Here is a 20,343-nt window from a genome sequence, read left to right as displayed (position 1 = left end):
GGAGCGGAGGTACGGGTGGCCGATTTCGTCCATCTGAGCAGCGACGGCGTGAGTGTGGTGCTCGACTGTCGCGGGCCGGCACTACCGTCGATCGTGCACTGGGGAGCGGCCCTCGGCGAGGTCGACCTCGCGGCGGTGGCGCTGGCCGCGGCGCCGCAACCGATCGGATTCTCCGCCGACGGGGCGGTCCGGGTGTCGATGATCCCCGAGCAGTCGGCCGGATGGCTGGGGCATCCCGGACTCGCCGGGCACCGGGACGGTCGCGCATGGTCGAGCGCGTTCCAGGTCACCGGCATCGATCGGAGTGCGGTGGCCGTACAGATCCATGGTCGTGATCGGGAAGCGGGCCTTGCGCTCACCGTCGACCTGGAGCTGCTGGCCGGTGGGGTGTTGCGCGCTCGCGCGCGGCTGACGAACGTGGCGCCAGGAACCTATTGGCTGGAGCATCTGACGGTGTTCCTCCCGGTTCCGGCCGACGCCACGGAATTGCTCGACTTCACCGGGCACCACCTGCGCGAACGGGCGCCGCAGCGGACCGCGTTCACGCACGGGCTGCGGCTGCGGGAGAACCGGACCGGGCGCACCGGATACGACTCCGCGTATGTGCTGTGCGCCGGGACCGCGGGCTTCGCGAACCGGTCGGGGCAGGTCTGGGGTGTGCACACGGCGTTCTCCGGTGGGGCGCGGACCGTTGCGGAGCGCAACTATCACGGGCATTCCGCGCTGGGTGGTGGCGAATTGCTGCTGCCGGGCGAGGTCGGGCTCGGTGCCGGTGAGTCGTACACGTCGCCGTGGGTCTACGGGGCGTTCGGGGCGGCCGGGCTCGACTCGATGTCGGAGCGGTTCCACACGTATCTGCGGTCTCGTCCGCATCATCCCACGCGGCCGCGGCCGGTCGTCGTGAACACGTGGGAGGCCGTCTACTTCGATCACGACCTGCCACGGCTGACCGCCCTGGCCCGGGCCGCGGCGGCCGTCGGGGCGGAGCGGTTCGTACTGGACGACGGATGGTTCGGGTCGCGGCGCGACGACACCTCCGGGCTCGGCGACTGGACCGTGTCGGCCCAGGTGTGGCCGGACGGACTCGGGCCGCTGATCCGGATCGTGCGGGACTTGGGCATGGAGTTCGGCCTGTGGGTGGAACCGGAGATGGTCAACCCGGACTCGGATCTGGCGCGGGCACACCCGGACTGGATCATGGGCGTCGGTCACCGTCTGCCCCCGGCCGCGAGGTCACAGCAGGTCGTCGATCTGCACAACCCCGCGGCGTACGCGTACGTGCTCGGCCGCCTCGACGCCCTGCTGACCGAGAACGACATCGCCTGTCTCAAGTGGGACCACAACCGGGATCTGGTCGAGGCCGGGCATCCCGGTAGCGGGCGCGCCGGGGTGCACGACCAGACGCTCGCCGTCTACCGGCTGCTCGACGAACTGCGGGCCCGGCATCCCGGGGTGGAGATCGAATCCTGCTCGTCCGGTGGCGGACGGGTCGATCTGGAGATCCTGGAGCGCACCGACCGGATCTGGGCGTCGGACTGCATCGACGCCCACGAGCGGGTCATGATCCAGCGATGGACGTCACTGCTGGTGCCGTTGGAGCTGATCGGTTCGCATGTGGGGGCGGCGACGTCGCACACCACCCGGCGGACACTGCCGCTCTCCACGCGAGCCGCCGCCGCCCTCTTCGGGCACTTCGGCATCGAATGGGATCTGTCGGTTGTTTCCGACGATGAGATCGCGGACCTGGCGGCCTGGGTCGCCCTCTACAAAGAGGTGCGTGGCCTGCTGCACACGGGCACGCTCGTACACGGGGACGTGACCGATCCCGCCTACACGCTGACCGGCGTGGTCGGCGAGTCCGACGCCCTGTTCGCCGTGACCGCGACGGCGACCAGTGTGTCGTACCCACCCGGTGTCGTGACCCTGCCCGGCCTCGACCCGGACCGCGTCCATCACGTCCGCCCGCAGCCACCCGGCGACGTCCCCGACGGCAACGCCGCAGCCTGGGGCGCTGCGCTACCCTGGTGCACGCCGCACGGCGTCCGCCTCAGCGGGCGCGCGCTGGGTTCCTCCGGGCTCCGGCTGCCGGTGCTCTATCCCGACCGTGTCCTGCTCGTCCGCGTGACCCCGACCGAGGTGGCTGAGTGAGGGAAACGGTCGGCGAACCGGCACCGAGCCGCCCGGGCCGAGGCCGCCGGCCCGCCGCCCGCGAGAGCATCCTCGACGCCATCCGCGCGTCCGAGCAGCTCAGCCGGGTCGAACTGGCCGCCGTCACCGGCCTCACCGAGGCCGCCGTGTCGATGACCGTCCGCCGCCTGCTCGACGAGGGCCTGGTCGTCGAGACCGGCCGCACCCCCACCGGCGGCAAACCCCGCACCCTGCTGCGCCTCGACCCGGCCGCCCGCCTGGCCGTCGGCGTCCACCTCGACCGTGACGTGACCACCTTCGTCCTCACCGGCCAGACCGGCGGCGTCATCTCCCGACTGGCCCGGCCCGCCCCCGCCGCACGCCCCGGCGACGCTCCGCCGCCCTCCGGTGACCACCGCGCCGCCCACGGTGGCGACCACCGGGCCGCCCACGGTGGCGACCTCTCGCCGGCGCACGCCGGCGGCGTTCCGCCCACCGCCACCGCCGGCCTTCTTCCCATGCCCGGTCCCACCCCGGCCGACCGCCCGGCCACAGTTGGCGGATCCGACGGCCTTCCGTCCGCGACCGCCGGGACCTTCGCCGGGTTCCCCAGTTCCGCGGCCTCCACCGTCGGCTCTTCCGCCGGTTTCCCGGGCGCCGCGGCCTCCGCCGCCGGCTCATCCGCCGATTTCCCGGGTGCCGCAGCCTCAGCCGCCAACTCCTCCGCCGGCTTCCCGGGTGCCGCGGTCTCGGCCGCCGGGTCGCTCACCGATGACCTGCTCGCCCATCTCGTCGAGGGCATCAGCACGCTGCTCGCCGGGTCCGGAGTGGATCCGGTCCGCTGCCTCGGCATCGGCGTCGTCTGGCCCGCGCCCGCCGGTGGCCTTCCGCCCGGCTGGGACTCGCCACCCCATTTGCGCGACTGGGACGCCGACCGACTCGGCCGCAGGCTCGCCGAGGAGACCGGCTGGCCGGTCCTGGTCGAGAACGACGCCACCGCCGCGGCCGTCGGCGAGTACTGGGTGGCCCGGGTCGGCCCCGAACGAGCCTTCGCCGCCCTCTACATGGGCAGTGGCATCGGCGCCGGGATCGTCGCCGAGGGCCGGGCGATGCGCGGCGGGCACGGCGCCGCCGGCGAGTTCGGCCACGTCTGCGTCCAGATCGACGGCCCGCCCTGCTGGTGCGGAAGCCGCGGCTGCCTGGAGATCCTGGCCGGTCCGCGGACCGTGGTGGTCGCCGCCCGATCCGACCCGGCCGCACTGGCCGAAGCCGGCCTCGGCAACACCACCGGCCGCGGCGTCGCCGCAGACTTCGCCGCGGTGGCCCGGGCAGCACGAGCCGGCGCCCCCCGTTGCCTGGCCCTTCTCGAAGACTCCGCCCGGTACGTGGCAGCAGCCGCCGAATCGGTCGTGAACCTCCTCGACGTCGACCTGGTGGTGCTGACCGGCCCCGGTTTCGCTGCGGCGTCGTTCGTCTACGGCCCGGCGATCATGCGCCGCGTGGCCCCCGCCGACACCAAGACGTGGCGCCGATCAGTAACGGTCACCGTCTCCCTGGCTGCGGCCACCGCCTCGGCGACCGGCGCCGCTGCCCTGGTCCTCCAGTCCCACTTGCGCCGCTGACAACGGAGTCAGCCACCCGCACGGCTGCCCGGCACGTCGGCGTCCGACGCCCTCGACGACGACGCCTGGCAGCCCACCGATTCCACCGCGTCCGACCGCCGCCGCACCACCGCTTTACGCCGATGCTGGCCGAGATGATCGACGTGCCCCGGTCACGACGGCAGCGCTGGCGACGTTGGTCAGCGCACACAATCAATGAACGTGGGCTCCTGCTACGCCCTGGCATACACAGGCGCACACAGTCGGCACATCGTGGGCGTTCAACCGCGTAGGGGCGATGACAGCAGCCCACACAAGCGTTGCGTGGGCTCCGGTCGTCGCTCGCGGACCACTGGCCCAGCCAAGCAGCCGCTACCGGCGCCGGGCCGCCCTATTGTGCGGGCAGGAATCGCCACACCTGTGCACCTCACCGCCACACGCACCGCGACTCCGCACGTAGGCACGAGACACCACCCCGAAAGCGACTTGGAACTGCCGAAGTCGAAGACGGCGCGACACAAGTCCGGAACTGCGGGACAGGCTCGAGCATGGGCACCCACCAGCGGTGGTGCCATCCCGGGGCCCACACGTCGAAGACATCAACACCGACCTATCAAATCCCCCACCGCCGTGACGGTCGTCGATAGAATCCGCGATCATGACGGGGACTCGACGGCATGACGGCCTGGTAATCGGATCGCTGGTCGCGATCTCGTTCGGCACGGTGTTCGTGATGGTGAACAGTGGCGGCCTCGCCGCACCGTGGCCACTGGTGATCCGGGCAACCGGAGTGGTGATCGCGGCGGCACTGCTGATCGTGCTGTTCGGGCGGGCCCGTAACGGACCACCCGGCCCGTCGGCCGGCGGCGGCTTCCAGGACCGCCGCTACTGGCTGATCGTCGTCGCCGAGGCGATCGCCCTGTTCGGCGGCCTCTACGTGATCAACACAGTGCTGGAGCGCCCGGAGATCGCCATCGCCTGGGTCGCCGTCGTGGTCGGCACCCACTTCTTCGCTCTCGCGTGGGCCTGGGGCATGTCCCTGTTCCACTGGCTGGGCGCCGCGATGACCGTTTTGGGCTTGCTCGGCTTCGTGGCGAATGCTTTCGGCGCTTCCCCCGCCACAGTCGCCCTGATTGCAGGCGTCGGCTCGGGTTTCTGTCTCTACGGCGCCGCCGCGGCCGGCCTGCTCCAGGCCCGCGGCACCCGCGACAAGGTCATCACCTGACGCCCCGCACCACTTTCCACCTCGACGGGCTCACGCAGCCGGGCCTGCGCCCGGCTTGAGCGGGGCGCCGTCGGGACGGCGCCGATATTCTTCCGGTGCACCTTGAAGAGCAGGCGCCCGGCCGTCGGCCGGCTGCTGCTCATGCCGATGACGATGCCGTTGACCAGGAGGAATACCTCCAAGCCGAGGAATGCGGCGAGGCCAGGAAGCATCGAGGCTTGACCTTGACACTGTGACAAGCCCTTCACTGGGCCGTGGAGGTGATCCCGGTGATCATGCAGGCTCTCCAGGGTCTGGAGAACACGAACTCGTCGGTACGGCTGAAGGCCGTCATGGCGATCGGCACCGCCCCGGACCCGGGGTATGTCGACAGCCTCATCGAACGGTGCGCGGTCGAGCCCGACTTCTACGTGCGGGACATGCTGACGTGGGCGATCACCCGGCATCCGGTGACGGCCACGGTTCCGCGGCTCGTCGGTGCGCTGCGGTCGGCGAACCCGCAGGCGCGCAGCCAGGCTCTGCACACGCTATCCAAGCTCGGGGACCGGTCCGCGTGGCCGGCCATCACCCGGGAGTTGCTGACCGACGCCGACGACGGGGTGGCCCGGACCGCCTGGCGCACGGCGGTCGCCCTTGTGCCGGAGGACGAGAAGCCGCAGCTGGCCGAAGTACTGGCGTCCCAGCTCGGGCGAGGCGACCGGGCGACGCGGTTGAGTCTGAGCCGGGCACTGACCGGGCTCGGTGAGACAATCGTGCCGGTCCTGGAGGCCGCGATGAGGAGCGCCGAGCCCCCTGTGGTTCAGCACGCGATCGCGACACGACGGCTGCTGCACGACCCGGAGGCCGGATTCGAGCTCGCCGTCGAGGAGGCGAAACGCATCGTCGCCCTCGGTCCGGACGCGCGGGAGCAGTGACGGACGCGCGGGAGCAGTGACGGACGCGCGGAAGCGGTGACGGACGCGCAGGAGCGGTGACGGACGGTGCCGTACTGATCGATGGGGTGACGGAAATGGACCGGGGCGGGTGCCCGTGCTGATCGGTGAGGTGGCGCGGCGGTCCGGGGTCAGTGCCCGGATGCTGCGGCACTACGAGTCGCTGGGGCTCGTGCAGCCGACCGGCCGCAGTCATGCCGGCTACCGGGAGTACGCCGACGAGGACATCCGGCGGATCTTCCACGTCGAGAGCCTCCGCTCGCTGGGGCTGTCGCTGCGGGACGTCAAACGGGCTCTGGAGGATCCGGGTTTCACCCCGTCCGGGCTGGTCGACGACCTGATCCGCCGGACCCGGGAACGGATCGCCAGGGAGACGGAGCTGCTCACCCGGCTCCGCCGCATCGGTGACGCGGAACCGTCCGGGTGGCCGGACGTACTCCAGGTCGTCGCACTGCTGCACGCCCTCGGCTCGGACAGCCCGGAGCGGCGCCAGCGAGCGGCCCTCGCCACCGAGACCACGCCGGCACCGGTGGAGGCCCTGGTCGAGGCGGCCCTGAACGAGACCGATCCGAACGTGGCCGGAGCCCTCCGCTGGGCTCTGGCGCAGTCCGGCGACAGCGGGCCCGCACTGCTCGCCGAGGGCCTGCACTCACCGCGGCCCGAGGTGCGCAAACGTGCCGTGCACGCACTCGCCGAGATCCCCACCGACACGGCGACGGCGCTGCTGCACGACGCTTTGACGAACACCGACATCGGGGTACGCCGGTACGCCGCCATGATTCTCGGGACGCGGGGAGTGGCCGACACCATCCCGACGCTTATCGACATGATCGTCGACGAGGTGAACGACGTGGACGCCGCCGACGCCCTGAGCGTGCTGGCGAACGATCCCGCACTGGCCGAACGCATCGCCACCGGGCTGGCCGGCCGCCTCTCCCCCGGTGACATCGCCGCGCCCGCCCGCCGCCGCATCACCCAGGCCCTCGCCGACATCCCCGGAACCACGGCGACGCGAACGTTGGAGAAGCTGTCCGACGACGCGGACCGTGGTGTCGCGGTGACCGCCGCGTACCTCCTCGACCGGCGAACCAAACGGTGACGCCCCACCGACCGCCCCCACACCGACAACCATCGATCGCACCGGTTGAGGACGTCGGTCCGGCAGCGCCCTCCTTCGCGCGGAGGCCGGCCGGTAGGAGCAAGTTCGCATAGGCGGGCGATCATCTTCTGCGGTTCTGGGAGGCCGCCTATGGGCTATGGCTGCTTCCGGGGCCGGGGAAGCAGCCACAACCCACGGGCGGATGATCGACTTTCTCCTGGGAAGGACATGTCGCTGCGGGCCGCAGAATCCCGCACACGGTTCCGGAACGTGATGACGCGCAGCGAGCGGGCGGCTCGCGTGGTGGCCAGCCACCGAACTTCGACGCCGAGCGGCACAAGGCCCGCAATCAGGTCAAAAGTAAGGACCGTCGGCGACTGGTCGGCATCGGTGTTCGGACAGACATCGAGTCGCGCCGAGCCAGCCCGCCTCGCCGCGCCGGGTGACGGCGACGGGGCGTCAGCCCGCCCAGTGCAGGTCGACGACCACCGCCCGGTGGTCCGAGGGGTGAACGCCGCCGACCGGATCGCCGCCGGCCAGCCGCACCGCGTCGACCACGACGTGCTGGTTCTCGCGTCCGGCACGGAAGAAGACATGATCGATGCGCTGGTCGATCAGCTGCGGACCAGCCTCCAACGGCGCGGACGGGTGGCTGGACGGCAGGGTCACCGCGTCCGGCGCACCCCGTCCGGCGGTCCAGGCGTCGACGAGCACGTCCCGCACCGGCCGGAGGACCGGGCTGTCCACGGCGGCGTTCAGGTCGCCGGCCAGCAGGACCGGACAGGGCCCGTCGAATCGGGGATCGGTGGCCAGATCGGCAACGAACGCGCCCTGCGCGATACGGTCGTCGGTGTAGACGACGGCGTGCTCCAGACAGGCCGCGACCACCGGCAACGGGCCGGCCGGATGGTCGGCGCGAACCGTCAGTGCCACCGGATCCCAGCTCCGGTGGCGAGCCGGCAGCACATGGGTGGCGCTGTACAGAATCGGCCACCGGCTGAGCACCGCGATCCCCAGCTCGAACTCCTGGTCCGGCGGTGCGGCCGGATAGGACGGCGCCGCGAACACGGCGTGCATGCCGAGCGCGTCCGCCAACTCGGCGGCCTGGCTCGTGCCGTCGCCGGCCCACACCTCCTGTAACGCCAGCACATCAGGGCGCCACTCGTCGAGGACGGCTTGGATGGCGGCCCGCCGGTCCGGCCCGAACCGCCACCAGAGGTTCCATGTCATCACCCGGATCGCGTTGATCGACGTCGTCATGGCTGCCCCGGAAAAGCGGGGACGGCGTCGGGCGCCGACCGGTTCGCGGGCGAACGGTCAGTCCGGGCGGGTTGATGGTCAGTCCGGGAGAAACCACTCACCCTGTCCAACGTAGTCCCGCCGGCCCGGCCCGGCACGGCGAGCGCGGTCTGGCGAAGGCCGAAGACGAGCGGGACGGCGGATCAGACGGAAGCCGAGACGTGCTGGACGGCGCGGGACGTGGACGGGCGCGGTGGACGGCGCGGACGTGGACGGAGCGCGGGGCGGCGGATCACACGGGTGCCGGGACATGCTCGGCGGCGGGGACGTGGACCGGAAGCGGCGGCGGGACGGCGGCTCAGGCGGAGGCGGGGACGTGCGCGGGGCGGCGGGTCAGGACCTGCGGGCCGGTGGCGGTGATGGCGACCGTGTGCTCGGAGTGGGCCGTACGGGAGCCGTCCGCGGAGCGGATCGTCCACCCGTCCTCGTCGAACTTGATCTTGTCGGTGGAGCGGCAGAACCAGGGCTCGATCGCGATCGTGAGCCCGGGGTCGAGCCGCATGCCGCGCCGGGGCCGGCCGCTGTTGGCCACATGCGGGTCCTCGTGCATGGTGCGACCGATGCCGTGGCCGCCGAACTCGCCGTTGACGCCGTACCCGTAGGAGCGGGCGACCTCGCCGATCGCCGCGGACACGTCGCCCAGACGACCGCCGGGCTGGGCTGCGGCGATGCCCGCTTCGAGGGCGACCTCGGTGGCCTCGATGAGCTTCAGGTCGGCCGGGTCGGGGGTGCCGACGATGACCGAGAGCGCCGAGTCGGCGACCCAGCCGTCGATGCCGACCGCCATGTCGATGCTGACCAGGTCGCCGTCGCGCAGAACGTAGTCGTGCGGCAGGCCGTGCAGGACGGCGTCGTTGACCGACAGGCACAGCACGTTACGGAACGGGCCGCGGCCGAACGACGGGGCGTAGTCCCAGTAGCACGACTCGGCGCCGCGCTCCTTGATCCGGCGGCGGGCGTGGTGCTCGATGTCCATCAGGTTGACGCCGACCGCGGCGACATCCTTCAACTCGGCGAGCAGTTCGCCGACGAACTGGCCGGCCACCGCCATCCGGCCGATCTCCTCGGCGGACTTGAGCTCGATCACGACAGCCTCCCTCTCCTGTGGCGGTATTTTTATACCACGCAGCTGAGGAGGCTATTCTGCGGGCATGGTTCGCCAACCGCTCACCGCCGAACAGATCGCCGCCGGCCGGCGTCTCGGTGCCGCGCTCCGGGCCGCGCGGGGGCGGCGCAGCCTGGTCGAGGTGGCCCTGGCAGCCGGCATCTCCCCCGAGACACTCCGCAAGATCGAGACGGGCCGCCTGCCCGCACCGGCGTTCGGCACCGTCGTCTGCCTCAGCCAGGCCCTGAACATCCCGCTCGCCGACCTGGCCGACGTCTGGCTGGCAGACACCCTGATCAGCCAGGCATCCTGAGGCCGGCCGACCAACCCCCGCCCGGGCGGGTCAGCCGGGCGTCCGGGATTCCTCGCCGAACCGCCGTTCCGGGTTCGGTGTCGCGTCGGCGAGCAACCGGGTGTACTCATGCTTCGGGTTGAGGATCACCTCGTCGGCGGGTCCGTGCTCGACGATCCGCCCGCGGTACATGACCAGGATGTCATCGGAGAAGTGCCGGGCCGTGGCCAGGTCGTGGGTGATGTAGAGGACGCCCAGGTCCTCCTCGCGCTGGAGATCGGCCAGCAGGTTGAGCACACCGAGCCGGATCGAGACGTCGAGCATCGAGACCGGCTCGTCGGCGATCAGGATGCCCGGCGACGGGGCCAGCGCGCGGGCGATGGCGACACGCTGCCGCTGGCCGCCGGAGAGCTCGTGCGGGCGGCGGCCGGCCAGACCGGGATCCAGCTGTACGCGTTCCAGCAGGTGGCGGATTCTGGCGTCGATGTCGGCGCGGGACAGGTCCGGGTGGTGCAGGCGTAACGGCCGGGCCAGGTGGTGGGCGACGTCGTGGTGCGGGTTGAGGGACGCGAACGGATCCTGGAAGACCATCTGGACCAGCCGCCGGTAGCGGGTGAGCCCGGCCCCACGGCGGGCGACCGGCCGGCCGTCGAGCAGGATCTCCCCGGCGGTCGGGCGTTCCAGCTGGAGCAGCAGCCGGGCGATGGTCGACTTGCCGCTGCCGCTCTGCCCGACCAGCGCGACGGTCCGGCCGTGGTCGAGCGAGAAGCCGACATCGTCGACGGCCCGCAGGCGGGTGGACCGGAACCCGTCCCGCAGCCGGTACTCCTTGACGAGCCCACGAACCTCGAGGCGGGTCATGACGCTTCCAATGTGGCGCCGCGGACGAAGGCGCCGCGGGAGCCGGTGAGGCTGGGAAAGGATGCCAGCAGCCGCCGGGTGTACTGGTGTCGCGGCGTGGTGTAAATCTGGGCCGCGTCGCCGAGTTCGACGATCTCGCCGTGCCGCATCACCGCGATCCGGTCGCTGATCTCCAGGAGCAGCGGCAGGTCGTGGGTGATGAGGATGACGGCGAACCCCAGCTCGTCGCGGAGCCGGCTGATCTCGCGGAGGATGTCGCGCTGCACCACGACGTCGAGGGCGGTGGTCGGCTCATCCATGATCATGATCGGTGGTTCCAGGGCCATGGCCATCGCGATCATCACCCGCTGCCGCATGCCGCCGGAGAGTTCGTGGGGATAGGACCTCAGCCGGGTACGATCCACGCCCACCCGTTCCAGCAGGTCACCGCAGCGCTGCCGCCGTTCGCCGCGGGACATCCGTGGCCGGTGCGTCAGGAAGATGTCCTCGAACTGGTCACGGATCGAGATCACCGGGTTGAGCGAGTTCATCGCCCCCTGGAACACCATCGAGATGCGATCCCAGCGCGCGGCCCGCAACTCTTCCGCGCCCAGCCGCCCCCAGTCGACATCACCGCCGGAGGAGACGGAGCCCGAGGAAGGCGAGGCCGAAGGAGGAGCGACCGAAGAGGGAGAGGCCGAGGGAGGAGAGACCGAAGGAGCAGAGACCGAAGAGGGAGAGACCGAAGGAGGAGCGACCGAAGGAGGAACGACCGAAGAGGGAGAGACGCCCGAAGAGAGAGCGGCGGCGGAGGGTGCGTGGAACACCGCCCGCCCCGAGACGATGGCGGCCGGTGGCTTGAGGAGACGGACGATCCCGTACGCCAGGGTGCTCTTGCCGCACCCGCTCTCGCCGGCCAGGCCCAGGATCTCGCCCCGCCGCAGCGTGAAGGAGACGTCCCGGACCGCGTGCACGACCGGGTCCACGAGATAGTCGACGCTGAAGTTCTCGACGGTCAGCACCGGCCGGCTCACAGGGTCGCCTCCTTGGCCTTGCGCAGCTGCTCCCGCGACATGCGCCAGCCGCGTCGTGCGGCGCGCGTCTGGCTGCGCAGCCGGGGATTGATGATCTCGTCGATCGAGAAGTTGATCAGTGCGAGGGCCGCGCCGAAGAGCGCGAGGAGCAGACCGGGCGGTACGAACCACCACCACGCGCCGAGGCGGAGCGCGAGCCCGTTCTGGGCGTAGTAGAGCATGGTTCCCCAGGTGAACGTGCCGCTGGCGCCGAGCCCGAGGTAGGAGAGCCCGGCCTCGCCGAGGATCGCGAAGATGACCGCGAACACCACCTGGGAGGCGAGCAGGGGGACCAGGTTGGGCAGGATCTCCACCAGCAGGATCCGCCACCGCTTCTCCCCCGCGACGCGGCTCGCCAGCACGTAGTCACGGCTGCGCAGACTGAGGGTGGATCCGCGCAGCACCCGCGCCGACCCGGCCCAGCTGGTGATCGCCAGGACGACCGAGACGAGCAGCAGGCTCCGGTCCGGCATGTACGCGGAGATCACGATGACCACGGGCAGGCCCGGGATGACCAGCATCACGTTGATGACCAGGGAGAACGTCTCGTCCAGCCAGCCTCCGGCGTAGGCGCCGACGATGCCGAAGAACCCGGACAGCAGGAGGGTGAGCACGCCCACGACGGCGCCGACGATCAGGGACCCGCGGGTGGAGTACGCGAGCTGGGCGAAGACGTCCTGTCCGGTCTGGGTGGTGCCGAGCAGGTGCCCGGCGCCGGGTGCGCTGAGCCCGATGTCGTCGACGCGGGACGGGTCCTGCACGAGTAGTGGCCCGAGCAGCCCGAACAGCACGATCGGTACGGCGATGGCCAGCCCCGCGGTGAGTTTGCCGGTCATGAGGTGGTCCGGGTGCGCGGGTCGATGACCGAGTAGAGCAGGTCGACGAGCAGGTTCGCGCCGAGCACCGAGAGCGTGATGATCAGGAAGATGCCCTGCATGAGCGCGTAGTCGTTGCCACCGACGGCCTGCAGCAGCGCGGAGCCGATGCCGGGGTAGGAGAAGACGGCCTCGGTGACGATCGACCCGGCGACGACGAAGCCGAGTGAGATGGCGAATCCGGAGATCGACGGGAGGATCGCGTTGCGGGCGGCGTACCGTCTCATGATCCTTCCGGGTCTGAGCCCTTTGGCCTCGGCGGTGAGCATGTAGTCCTCGGAGAGCGTGGAGACCATCATGTTGCGCATGCCGAGCATCCAGCCGCCGATCGACGAGATGATGATGGTGAGCGCGGGCAGGGTGCCGTAGTAGAGGACCGAGCCGAGGAACGGCCCGTTCCAGCCGGGTGTCACCCCGTAGACGTCGTAGCCGCCGTTGAGCGGGAACACCGGCCAGATGCTGCCGAAGACGAAGAGCAGGATCAGGGCGAGCCAGAAGTACGGCACGGACTGGAACATCGTGGTGACCGGGATGAGGTTGTCCGTCCACGATCCGCGTTTCCAGCCGGCGAGGGTGCCCAGGCCCACGCCGGTCACGAACGAGATGACGGTGGCCAGGCCGATCAGCCCGATCGTCCACGGCAGGGTCTGGCCGATGATCGAGGTGACCGGGGCGGGGAAGAACACCAGGGACACGCCCAGGTCGCCACGGGCCAGGCCGGTCAGGTAGTCGGCGTACTGCGACCACAGCGGCCGGCTGGAGTCGGCGCCCAGAAGGGCCTCGATGGCGCGGCGGGTCTCCGCGGTCACCGGGCCCTTCTGGCCCATCTTGGACAGCATGATCTCCACGGGGTCGCCGGGCATCATCCGCGGGATCGCGAAGTTGACGGTCAGCGCCGCCCAGAGGGCGACCACGTAGAACCCGAGTTTGCGGAGCAGGTGGCGCACGGCGGCTACTTCGCGGGCTGGAGGTTGGCCAGGACGATGCCGTTGTCCCAGATCTTCCAGGAGGCGGGCAGCGCGTATTTGTTGTCGTTGCTGGGCCAGCCGGTGGCGCGACTGGTGTTGAACTCGGTGAGCAGCGAGTTGACGTAGATCGGGATGTACGGCAGGTCCCGCACGATCTCCTTCTGGATGATCGTGTACTGCTGCTTCTGCACCGCCTCGTCGTTGGTGCCGCCCGCGATGTCGAGCGCGGCGTCGACCGTGGTGTTGCTGTACCGGGCGAAGTTGCCGCTGGTCTGGGCCGCCTCACCGACCTTGGCGGTGGTGACGGTGGCGTACTTGGCCTGGTAGGTGTGGTACGGGTTGGAGTTGGCGCCGAGACCGATCGAGTCGAGGGACAGCTGGTACCGGCCCTGCACCTGGTTGTTGTTCCACTCGTTCCAGGACAGCTGGGCCGGCTTGAGTTCGATGCCGGCCTCCTTGAGCTGCTGGCTCATCGCGTCGTTGAGCGAGATGAAGTCGCTCCACCCGGTGACGGTCTGGATGGTCAGCGACAGCCGCTGCCCGTCCTTGACCCGGATACCGTCACCGCCCTCGACCCATCCGGCGGCGTCGAGAATCTGGTCGGCCTTCGCCACGTCGGGTGTGCCGGGGATGGTCACGTGGGCGGGGTCGGCGATCCACTTCTTGTCCCGTTCGGGCAGCAGCAGGGTGGGCGAGGCGACCCCCGCGTAACCGCCGCCGGCGAGTTTGTTGAGCTGGTCGCGGTTGAGCGCGTGGTGGATGGCCTGGCGCACCGCGGTGTCGGTCTGCGGGCCGGAACATCCGTAGGCGGTGCTGGAACACGTGAAGATTGACGCGGTCAGGACCGGCGTGTTCACGTACGAGAGGTCCTTGTGGTTCTTCAGCAGTTGGTCCAGGCCCGGCAGGAAGGAGCTCATCCAGTCGACCTGGCCGGCGGTGAGCGCCGCGCTGGCGGCGTCGGCGGTGGCCAGCGAGATGTAGCGGACGTTCTGGATCTGCGGTTTGCCCGCCTGCCAGTAGCCCGGATTCTTCTCCAGGACATAACTCTGCGAGGAGAAGGACTTCAGTTTGTACGGTCCGGTGCCGACCGGGTTCGGGTTGATCGTCTTCGCCGGGTCGTCGATCGTGCTCCAGACGTGCTCCGGGACGATCGGGGTGTGGCCGATGATCGACGCCTCGTCGGTGAACGATTTCGTCCCGAAGGTGAGGACCGCGGTCTTGTCGTCCCTGGCCACCGAGGACGTGATGTCCAGGCCGGTCGCGTTGATCGCCTTGGTGCGTCTGATCAGGTCGAAGGTGAACGCCACGTCCTTGGCACTGAACGGCTTCCCGTCGTTCCAGGTGACGCCTTCGCGGGTGGTGACGGTCAGCTCGGTGCCGTCGGCGTTCCACTGGTAGGCGGTGCCGAGCATGGGCGCGGGCGGCGCCTCGGTGGCCACGTTGTACCAGAACAGAGCCTCGTGCATGGTTCCGTTGGTGGGCTGCAGCTGGGTCGGTGAGAACGGATTCCAGTTCTCCACGATGGTGCCGTTCGCACCGTTGAAGATGGTGATCGAGCTGTTCGCGGCGTCCGGCTTGCCTTCGCCGTCGGCGCTGGAGCAGCCGGCGAGCACGAGTGCCAGCGCGGCGGCGACCGCGACGGCACGGCGTGTCCGGTTCTTCGTCATCAGGGCGGCACCCACTCCCAGACAGGGATCAACTTCGATGCGGCCATTATTAAGCGGCTTAAGTTTGCGATGTCAAGCGCGGGATTTCATTGAAGATCATTCGAGGTCTCCCACTTGACCGGCTTAGTTAAGTCATTTTAGATTCTCGACGACCGTCCCCCGACGACTGTCCGTCACCGTCCCCGACGGACAGGGAGGAATCCCCATGAAAGCCAAATGGTGGGGCGGCCTTGCGGCCGTCCTGACCGCCGCCGCGGCGGTCCTCACCCTCGCGCAGCCGGCCCAGGCCGCTGCCGGATTCACCGTCTCCGGCACCCGCATCCTCGACGCCAACGGCAACACGTTCCTGATGCGCGGTGTCAACCACGCCCACACCTGGTACGCGGGCCAGACCACCACCTCGCTCGCCGCCATCAAGGCCCTGGGCGCCAACACCGTCCGGGTCGTGCTCGCCAGCGGCCAGCGCTGGACGAAGAACGAGAGCGCCGACGTCACCAACGTGATCAACCAGTGCAAGGCCAACCGGCTGATCTGCGTGCTGGAGGTGCACGACACGACCGGTTACGGCGAGCAGGCCGGCGCCGCCACCCTCGCCCAGGCCGTCGACTACTGGATCTCCATCAAGAGCGCCCTCACCGGCCAGGAGAACTACGTCATCCTCAACATCGGCAACGAGCCGTACGGCAACGGCACCGCCGCGGCCGGCTGGACCGCCGACACCAAGTCCGCGATCAGCCGGCTGCGGGCCGCCGGATTCCAGCACCAGATCATGGTCGACGCGCCCAACTGGGGCCAGGACTGGCAGTTCATCATGCGCGACAACGCCGCCTCGGTGTTCGCCGCCGATCCCCAGCGCAACACCGTCTTCTCGATCCACATGTACGGCGTGTTCGACACCGCCGCCGAGATCAACGACTATCTGGGCCGTTTCCAGAGCGCCGGCCTGCCGATCGTGGTCGGCGAGTTCGGCCACGACCACTCCGACGGCAACCCCGACGAGGAGACCATCCTGGCCACCAGCCAGCGGCTCGGCATCGGTTACCTCGGCTGGTCCTGGTCCGGCAACGGCGGCGGCGTCGAATACCTCGACATGGTCACCAACTTCAACCCGGCGCAGCTGACCAGCTGGGGCCAGCGGCTCTTCAACGGCGCCAACGGCATCAAGGCGACCTCCCGGGAGGCCAGTGTCTTCGGCGGCACCAATTCCCCGTCGCCCGGCGGCCCGTCGTCGTCGAACCCGCCGTCGCCCTCGACCGGCAACCCGCCGGCCGGTGGCTGCACCGCCACGTACGCGGTCACCAACTCGTGGACCGGCGGCTTCCAGGGCACCGTCACCGTCAAGGCCGGCACCAGCGCGATCACCGGCTGGACCGTCACGTGGACGTGGCCCGACGGGCAGCGCTTCACCAACTCGTGGAACGCGACCGTCAGCTCCTCGGGTGAGACGGTCACCGCCCGCAACGCCGCCTACAACGGGCGGCTCGCGGCCGGTGCCGAGGCGGCCTGGGGCTTCACCGCCTCCCGCGGCACCAGCAACAACAACCCGGCTGTGACCTGCGCCGCAGCCTGAGCGTGAAAGGCGCCGCGGACGTCGGGTCCGCGGCGCCTTTCACTCAGACCGATCACGTCCCCGCCGAGAGAGAGGTACACACTTTCATTAGGAGAAGAACTTCCGATGCGAATCGGTGATATCAGTGTCGGCAAACGACTCGCCCTCTCCTACTGCGCCCTGACCGCCCTCATCGTCACCTCCGCGGGCACCGGGTGGTGGGGGCTGCGGCAGCAGGCCGCCGCCGAGCGGGAGATGGCCGGCCTCGAAAAGGTCCGCGACGACATTCAAGACGCCAAGTACAACGCCGCCGACGTGACCGGCTGGCAGGGCCTGTGGATCTCCGACGTCGCGGCGTTCGGATACGCCTGGGCCACCGGCCCCGAGGGCTACAACCGGCAGGGTGAGCTCAAGTCCAAGAAGGCCCTCTACGAGGGTCTGAAGGCAACGAACACCGACGGCATGACCGCTGCCGAACGGGCCCTCTTCGACGACCTCGAACCGGCCTGGGACGACTTCTTCGCCTGGGACGAGAAGCTGGACGAGTGGCTGTCCGCGGACGATCGGGCGGCTCTCGACAGGACGATGAAGAGCGTCAACGGCGGTGAGGCGTCCGAGGCGTACGGCAAGGTCCTGGAGATCACCGCGGCCCTGGACGAGTCCGTCAACGCCCGGGCCGCGGCCCTGCGTGCCGAGGTCGACGAGGTTCGCGGCACCGCGCTGACCGTGCTCGGGGCGGCGCTCGCGCTGGCCGTCCTGGTCGCGGTGCTCATGGGGATCTGGGTCACCCGGTCCGTCGTCGGCCCGCTGGCCGTCGTGGTCGGGGCGCTGCGGCGGCTGGCCGACCGCGACCTGACCGTCAGCGTCGACGTGACGCGCGGCGACGAGCTGGGCCGGCTCGGTGCGGCGGTCAACGAGACCGCGTCGTCGCTGCGGGCGACCGTCTCGGCGATCGCCGGTCACGCCGGCGCGGTCGCCACCGCCTCGCACGAGCTGTCGACGGTCTCCGAGCAGATCGCCGACGCCAGCACCGAGATGGACGCACAGGCGGCGACGGTTGCCACGTCCGCCGGTCACGTCTCCGGCAACGTGCAGACCCTCCAGGCCGGCAGTGCCGAGATGAACCAGGCCATCGACGAGATCGCCCGCAATGCCGGCGAGGCGGCCCGGGTCGCCGGCGAGGCCGTCACCGTGGTCGACCAGACCAACCAGACCGTCGCCAAGCTCGGCGACTCGTCCGCGGAGATCAGCGCCGTGGTCGCGATGATCACGGCGATCGCCGAGCAGACCAACCTGCTGGCCCTCAACGCCACCATCGAGGCCGCCCGCGCCGGCGAACTCGGCAAGGGCTTCGCGGTGGTGGCCGGCGAGGTCAAGGAGCTGTCGCAGGAGACCGCACGGGCCACCGAGGAGATCTCCCGGCTGGTCAAGGCGATCCAGTCGGACTCGCACAACGCGGTCGGCGCGATCAGCCGGATCGGTGAGGTGGTCACCCGGATCAGCGACTTCCAGACCCTGATCGCCGCGGCCGTGGAGGAGCAGACCGCCACCACCAGCGAGATGAGCCGCAACGTGGCCGAGGTGGCGGACAGCAGCGCCGACATCGCCACCAACATCGCCGGGGTGGCCGGCGCGGTCGGTGCCACCACCACCATCGCCACCCGGGCCCGGGAGAACGCCGGAAGCCTGAGCCGCACCAGCAACGAACTGCGGGAACTGGTCGCCGGCTTCACCCTGTGAATCCGGCGGCCGCACCGCCCCGACGTGGTTCTCCGGCGAGGGGCCGTCACTCCTCGCCGGAGAACCGCTCCCATGCCGACTGGCGGGTGATCTGCAGCGCGGACCCGATCCGCGCCCAGGTCACCCGCCGCTCACGCAGGATGGTGACCAGCCGCTGCAGGCTCACCTCGGTCTGCACGCCGACCGCGGCGATCCGGGGCAGCACGTCGAGGATCTGCTCATCGGTCATCGACTCCTCCCACACCGGCAGCGGCGTGGCCGGCTCGTCCGGCGCCTGCTGCCGCTCGATGCCGAGCACGTCGTTGCAGAGCCCCACGCACTCGTTGCAGATGTAGACCCCCGGCCCGGCGATCAGCTTCTCGACCGCATCGGCCGGCTTGGCACAGAACGAACAGTTCAGCTTGACGTCGCTCATGACCCCTCCCCCAGCCTGTCAGGCACACCCTGACGCCGTCAGGCTACACCTGACACGTCGATCCCACACGGCCGCCGAGGGGCCATCCAACGGCAGAGCGGCCTGCGGGGACGCCGCCATTGTGGACAGGTGATCAGCGTCGAGGTCCGATCGATCGGCGGAACCGTGTAGCGAACCGGCGGCGCTGTTCGTTGACGCGGCGTACCGTCGATGTCGGCGGCCGGAGTAGCGGCCGGCCGCCGCACCCTGACCGCTACCAGGGAGCACCGATGGACGAATACCCTCCGGACCCGTACACCGATCCGCTGGCATTCGGTCAGCGACTTCAGATCCTTCGCACACGCAAGGGCCTCAACCGAGAACAACTCGGCGGTCTGGTCGGCAAGTCCGGGTCGTGGGTCAAGGGACTGGAGACCGGCCGCCTGGGAACGCCGAAGCTGGAGATCATCCTCGCCCTCGCCGAGTCGCTTCGGGTACGCGATCTGGCCGACCTCACCGGCGACCAGTCACTCCACGTCGATCTGTTCGTCGGCCCCGGCCATCCGCGCCTCGCGGCCGTCAAAGCGGCCGTGGATGCTTTTCCGGTCGCCACCGCGCGGGAGGCGTCCTCGATTGCCCACATTCGGGCTCGGCTGGCGCGTGCATGGTCGGCACGGCACTCGGCTCCCCACCACCGCGAGGTGATCGGGGCGTTGCTGCCGGACCTGATCCGGGACGCGCAGATCGCGGTCCGGCAGGCCGACACCGTCCCGGCACGTCGGGCGGCGCAGGCCGTGCTGGCCGAGGTCTACTCGCTGAGCCAATTCTTCGTGGCCTACCAGCCAGACGCCGCTCTGCTGTGGCGGGTTGCCGAGCGCGGTCTGATCGCGGCCCAGGAGTCCGAGGACCCGCACGCAATCGGCGTGGCCGCGTGGCTGACCACCCAGGCGCACCGCGACGCAGGGCCGGCGCACTTCGATGCCGCCGACGCGGTGAACCTGGAGACGCTCAGATACCTTGAGCCTCTCCTCCAGAATGCGCCGCCCGACGTCCTGGCGATCACGGGAGCCCTCACCTTCGAGGCCGGGTACACCGCTGCCCGGCGCGGGTCGACCGGCACCGCCTGGCGATATTGGGAAACCGCCCGCGCCATGGCCGACCGGCTGCCGAAGGGCTACTACCATCCGGTCACCTCGTACTCGCGGGCGATCATGGGGGCACACGCGGTGACGGTGGCCGTGGAACTACGCCAGGGCGGCGAGTCGGTTCGGCAGTCGGCGGCGGCAGACGCGGTGATCATTCCGTCTCGTCCGCGGCGCGCCCGACACCGGGTCGAGGAGGCGCGGGGGTACCAACTCGACCGGCAGCCGGACGTCGCACTGGCCGCCCTGGAGAAGGCGCACGAGGCTGCTCCCGAAACGATCAGGTACAACGGCTTCGCCAAGCGGATCGTCCTCGAAGAGACCGAGTCCAAGAGCCCGGCCCGGCGCCGGCGCGCATCTGAGCTCGCCGTGAAGATCGGTCTGCTGGCCGCATAAGCGGGCACAAACTGTGCCC

At 70.2% G+C, this 20,343-nt stretch carries 17 protein-coding genes; 9 read left to right on the top strand and 8 right to left on the bottom strand.

Features of this window, described 5'->3' with window-relative positions; translation table 11 throughout:
* Positions 1 to 15: 15 nt before the first annotated feature.
* The 5 genes from BC793_RS18400 to BC793_RS18375 all read left to right on the top strand — a co-directional run bounded on the left by BC793_RS18400 (position 16) and on the right by BC793_RS18375 (position 6,984).
* On the top strand, positions 16 to 2,148 hold the full coding sequence (locus BC793_RS18400; RefSeq protein WP_109593786.1) for an alpha-galactosidase: 2,133 nt from the start codon (positions 16 to 18) through the stop codon (positions 2,146 to 2,148).
* Complete coding sequence (locus BC793_RS52285) at positions 2,145 to 3,749, top strand: ROK family transcriptional regulator (protein WP_109593784.1); 1,605 nt, start codon at positions 2,145 to 2,147, stop codon at positions 3,747 to 3,749. Before BC793_RS18400 ends, BC793_RS52285 begins: the two co-directional genes overlap by 4 nt.
* Positions 3,750 to 4,386: 637 nt before the next feature.
* Positions 4,387 to 4,953 carry a hypothetical protein gene (locus BC793_RS18390; protein WP_239170074.1) on the top strand — a complete coding sequence of 189 codons (567 nt, stop codon included), beginning with the start codon at positions 4,387 to 4,389 and terminating at the stop codon, positions 4,951 to 4,953.
* A gap of 275 nt (positions 4,954 to 5,228) precedes the next feature.
* Positions 5,229 to 5,867 carry a HEAT repeat domain-containing protein gene (locus tag BC793_RS18380; protein ID WP_109594032.1) on the top strand — a complete coding sequence of 213 codons (639 nt, stop codon included), beginning with the start codon at positions 5,229 to 5,231 and terminating at the stop codon, positions 5,865 to 5,867.
* Positions 5,868 to 5,982: 115 nt separating this feature from the next.
* Entirely contained in the window at positions 5,983 to 6,984 is a 1,002-nt protein-coding gene (locus tag BC793_RS18375; protein WP_109593778.1) for a HEAT repeat domain-containing protein, read from the top strand.
* A gap of 459 nt (positions 6,985 to 7,443) precedes the next feature.
* On the opposite strand, the gene BC793_RS18370 is transcribed toward BC793_RS18375, so the two are convergent.
* Together BC793_RS18370 and map are read right to left on the bottom strand one after the other, a co-directional pair.
* Positions 7,444 to 8,244, bottom strand: a complete 801-nt coding sequence (locus BC793_RS18370) for an endonuclease/exonuclease/phosphatase family protein (protein WP_109593776.1) — start codon at positions 8,242 to 8,244, stop codon at positions 7,444 to 7,446.
* Between the two features lie 337 nt (positions 8,245 to 8,581).
* Positions 8,582 to 9,370, bottom strand: coding sequence for a type I methionyl aminopeptidase (gene map, locus BC793_RS18365; RefSeq protein WP_109593774.1), 789 nt, complete (start codon positions 9,368 to 9,370; stop codon positions 8,582 to 8,584).
* Between the two features lie 64 nt (positions 9,371 to 9,434).
* Here map and BC793_RS18360 point away from each other — a divergent pair, with 64 nt between their 5' ends.
* Positions 9,435 to 9,701, top strand: coding sequence for a helix-turn-helix domain-containing protein (locus BC793_RS18360; RefSeq protein ID WP_109593772.1), 267 nt, complete (start codon positions 9,435 to 9,437; stop codon positions 9,699 to 9,701).
* A 30-nt stretch (positions 9,702 to 9,731) separates the two neighbouring features.
* Here the strand turns inward: BC793_RS18360 and BC793_RS18355 are convergent, their stop codons facing one another.
* Genes BC793_RS18355 through BC793_RS18330 form a run of 5 tightly spaced genes read right to left on the bottom strand, consistent with a single transcriptional unit; the run spans position 9,732 to position 15,103 of the window.
* Entirely contained in the window at positions 9,732 to 10,541 is an 810-nt protein-coding gene (locus BC793_RS18355; RefSeq protein ID WP_109593770.1) for an ABC transporter ATP-binding protein, read from the bottom strand.
* The gene (locus BC793_RS51350) at positions 10,538 to 11,554 is read right to left on the bottom strand and encodes an ABC transporter ATP-binding protein (protein ID WP_275416190.1); all 1,017 of its coding nucleotides are present in this window, start codon (positions 11,552 to 11,554) and stop codon (positions 10,538 to 10,540) included. Before BC793_RS51350 ends, BC793_RS18355 begins: the two co-directional genes overlap by 4 nt.
* The gene (locus tag BC793_RS18340; RefSeq protein ID WP_109593768.1) at positions 11,551 to 12,429 is read right to left on the bottom strand and encodes an ABC transporter permease; all 879 of its coding nucleotides are present in this window, start codon (positions 12,427 to 12,429) and stop codon (positions 11,551 to 11,553) included. The genes BC793_RS51350 and BC793_RS18340 overlap by 4 nt, the downstream gene beginning before the upstream one ends.
* Positions 12,426 to 13,415: an ABC transporter permease gene (locus BC793_RS18335; protein WP_109593766.1), complete on the bottom strand. Its 990-nt coding sequence runs from the start codon at positions 13,413 to 13,415 to the stop codon at positions 12,426 to 12,428. Before BC793_RS18335 ends, BC793_RS18340 begins: the two co-directional genes overlap by 4 nt.
* A gap of 5 nt (positions 13,416 to 13,420) precedes the next feature.
* Entirely contained in the window at positions 13,421 to 15,103 is a 1,683-nt protein-coding gene (locus BC793_RS18330) for an ABC transporter substrate-binding protein (protein WP_109594030.1), read from the bottom strand.
* Between the two features lie 205 nt (positions 15,104 to 15,308).
* Between BC793_RS18330 and BC793_RS18325 the strand changes: the two genes are divergently transcribed.
* Complete coding sequence (locus BC793_RS18325; RefSeq protein ID WP_109593764.1) at positions 15,309 to 16,673, top strand: cellulase family glycosylhydrolase; 1,365 nt, start codon at positions 15,309 to 15,311, stop codon at positions 16,671 to 16,673.
* Between the two features lie 105 nt (positions 16,674 to 16,778).
* Positions 16,779 to 18,392: a methyl-accepting chemotaxis protein gene (locus BC793_RS18320; RefSeq protein ID WP_109593762.1), complete on the top strand. Its 1,614-nt coding sequence runs from the start codon at positions 16,779 to 16,781 to the stop codon at positions 18,390 to 18,392.
* Positions 18,393 to 18,438: 46 nt separating this feature from the next.
* Here BC793_RS18320 and BC793_RS52810 read toward each other — a convergent pair whose 3' ends face one another.
* A complete protein-coding gene (locus BC793_RS52810; protein WP_109593759.1) occupies positions 18,439 to 18,807 on the bottom strand; it encodes a ClpX C4-type zinc finger protein in 369 nt (122 codons plus the stop codon).
* Positions 18,808 to 19,076: 269 nt separating this feature from the next.
* Between BC793_RS52810 and BC793_RS18310 the strand changes: the two genes are divergently transcribed.
* On the top strand, positions 19,077 to 20,324 hold the full coding sequence (locus tag BC793_RS18310) for a helix-turn-helix domain-containing protein (RefSeq protein ID WP_109593757.1): 1,248 nt from the start codon (positions 19,077 to 19,079) through the stop codon (positions 20,322 to 20,324).
* Positions 20,325 to 20,343: the final 19 nt, after the last annotated feature.

Origin of the sequence: Actinoplanes xinjiangensis (genome assembly GCF_003148685.1) — a bacterium.
Lineage (GTDB): Bacteria > Actinomycetota > Actinomycetes > Mycobacteriales > Micromonosporaceae > Actinoplanes > Actinoplanes xinjiangensis.
Note: the sequence above shows the minus strand (reverse complement) of the source record. Positions and strands in the feature narration are given on the sequence as shown.